The organism is Variovorax sp. 01T439_2 (assembly GCF_056398445.1).
Window position 1 is genome coordinate 1 of record NZ_JBFTPJ010000886.1, and the last position, 2,471, is coordinate 2,471.

Below are 2,471 nucleotides of genomic sequence, written 5' to 3' on the forward strand. Positions count from 1 at the left end.
AGCGGGGCGGGTGCAACTGCTCGATGGCCAGTCGCATGCAGCGCTGGCCGCCTGCGACGCCACCCTGATCGCCAGCGGCACCGCCACGCTCGAGGCGGCGCTGTTCAAGCGGCCGATGGTCATCGCGTACAACATGAATGCGCTGTCATGGCGCCTGATGCAGCGCAAGCAGCTCCAGCCATGGGTCGGCCTGCCCAACATCCTGTCGCGTGAATTCGTGGTGCCCGAGCTGCTGCAGGAGGCCGCCACGCCGCAGGCGCTGGCCGACGCCACGCTCGCCTGGCTCGACGCGCCCGAGAAAACGCAGGCGCTGCAACAAAAATTTTCAGAGCTGCACGTGCAACTGCAGCGCGATACGCCCACACYTTGCGCCGATGCGATCCAGAAAGTTCTTGAAGGCTGAGCAGGCGGCCCTCGTGTGGGACGCGCCGGGCCTCGTTGCGGGCGTCGACGAGGCGGGCCGCGGGCCACTGGCCGGCCCGGTCGTCGCGGCAGCGGTCATCCTGGACGACCAGCGGCCGATCCGCGGCCTGGCCGATTCCAAGACGCTCACGGCCTTGCAGCGCGAACGCCTGAACGACCAGATCCTTGCCAAGGCGCTGTGCTGCTCGGTGGCCCAGGCCACGGTCGAGGAAATCGACACCCACAACATCCTGCAGGCCACCATGCTCGCGATGCGCCGCGCAGTCGAGGGCCTGCGCCTGAAGCCCGCCAAGGTGCTGGTCGACGGCAACCGCCTGCCCACGCTCGACGTGCTGGCCGAGGCCATCGTCAAGGGCGACGCGCGGATCAAGGCGATTTCCGCCGCCTCGATCCTGGCCAAGGTCCATCGCGACCGGCTGTGCGAGCAACTGCACCTGGAGTTTCYGCACTACGGCTTTGCCGGCCACAAGGGCTACGGCACGCCGGAGCACCTGGAGGCGCTGCAGCGCCATGGCGCGTGCATTCATCACCGCAGGTCGTTCAGCCCGGTGGCCGCGGCGCTGGCGCGCACGGCGGAGGGCGCCGCGGCGCTCGTGCTCGAGGCCTCGATGCAGGTTCCGGCCGAATTTCCGGCAGCCGAGACCGTGCACCTCGACCTGCGCACCGCGCCCTGAGCCGAAGTATGACCAGTCCCACCGGCGCGAACCACATCAGTTCGCGCGACAACCCCCTGCTCAAGGAGCTGCGCAAGCTGGCCCAGGACCCGGGCGCCTACCGCCGGCTGGGCCGGGTCTGGCTCGAAGGCGACCATCTCTGCCGGGCGGCGCTTGCGCGCGGCATCCGGCCTGCGGTCGCCGTTTTTTCGGAGTCATTCTGGCCGTCGGCGCCCGCCGAATGGGCGAGTTCTGCTATCAAAACGGTAGTTGTGGACGACGATCTGCTGCGGGCCGTCAGCGGCCTGGAGTCGCCTGCGCCAATGGGCTTCGTGCTCGATCTGCCGGCGCGGCCGGAACTGCTTCCCGATGCGCCCAGCGTGGTGCTCGACCGCCTGCAGGACGCCGGCAACGCCGGTTCCATCCTGCGCAGCGCGGCGGCTTTCGGGTTCAAGCAGGTGATCGCGCTCAAGGGCACGGCCGCCCTGTGGGCGCCGAAGGTGCTGCGTGCCGGCATGGGCGCGCATTTCGGGCTGCGGCTGATCGAAGGCGTGGAGGCCGATGCGCTCGACGAACTGAAGGTGCCGCTGGTGGCCACCAGCTCCCACCGTGGAGACTGGCTGCATGAGGCGAGGCTGCCGCATCCCTGCGCATGGCTGCTGGGGCACGAAGGGCAGGGCGTTTCAGCGGCGCTGGAAGCCCGCGCCAGCCGTCACATCCGGATTGCGCAGCCGGGCGGCGAGGAGTCGCTGAACGTGGCGGCTGCGGCGGCGATCTGCCTGCACGCGAGCGGCGCGGCGGCGCTTGTCCAGGCGGCTTCCTGATCCTCGAATGCCGCATAGGCATGAGGCGCGAATGTTTTCCGGCCCCGAGGCCCGAGAGGGCGATGCCGCCGGGCTACAATCGGGGGCTTACTCGCAATAGCGTCGCCCGGCCGCCTTTAACGCCAAAATCCCCTTAAGCAGCAGTCCGCAGGCAACGCGCCTGGGGCTCCGGGCGACCGTAACCATCCGGAGAACCCAGTGCTTTTGTCTCTCAAGGGAAGTTTCCCGCCCGCCATCCTGGCGCTCGCAGACGGCACGGTCTTTCAAGGCAATTCGATCGGAGCCGCCGGCTCCACGACCGGCGAAGTGGTGTTCAACACCGCSATGACCGGTTACCAGGAAATCCTSACCGACCCGAGTTACTGCCAGCAGATCGTGACGCTCACGTATCCGCACATCGGCAACTACGGCGTCAACGGGGAAGACATCGAAGCCGACAAGATCCATGCCGCGGGCCTGATCATCAAGGACCTGCCCCTCGTCGCCTCCAACTTCCGCAAGACCGCCACGCTGAGCGAATACCTCGTGGCCGGCAAGACGGTGGCCATCGCGAACATCGACACCCGCAAGC

The 2,471-nt window shown here is 68.1% G+C and carries 3 protein-coding genes and 1 pseudogene; all 4 read left to right on the plus strand.

Features of this window, described 5'->3' with window-relative positions; all coding sequences use genetic code 11:
• Positions 1 to 403 (plus strand): annotated as a pseudogene (locus AC1DOC_RS29270) (lipid-A-disaccharide synthase); the annotation flags it as partial.
• Positions 375 to 1,097 (plus strand): ribonuclease HII, encoded by a 723-nt coding sequence (gene rnhB / locus AC1DOC_RS29275; protein ID WP_478131079.1) that lies wholly within the window; start codon positions 375 to 377, stop codon positions 1,095 to 1,097. The pseudogene AC1DOC_RS29270 and the gene rnhB, both read left to right, overlap by 29 nt.
• 8 nt (positions 1,098 to 1,105) lie before the next feature.
• Complete coding sequence (locus AC1DOC_RS29280; protein WP_018905014.1) at positions 1,106 to 1,900, plus strand: TrmH family RNA methyltransferase; 795 nt, start codon at positions 1,106 to 1,108, stop codon at positions 1,898 to 1,900.
• A gap of 198 nt (positions 1,901 to 2,098) precedes the next feature.
• The coding region (locus AC1DOC_RS29285) for a carbamoyl-phosphate synthase domain-containing protein (protein WP_478131080.1) at positions 2,099 to 2,471 on the plus strand (373 nt) is incomplete at its 3' end.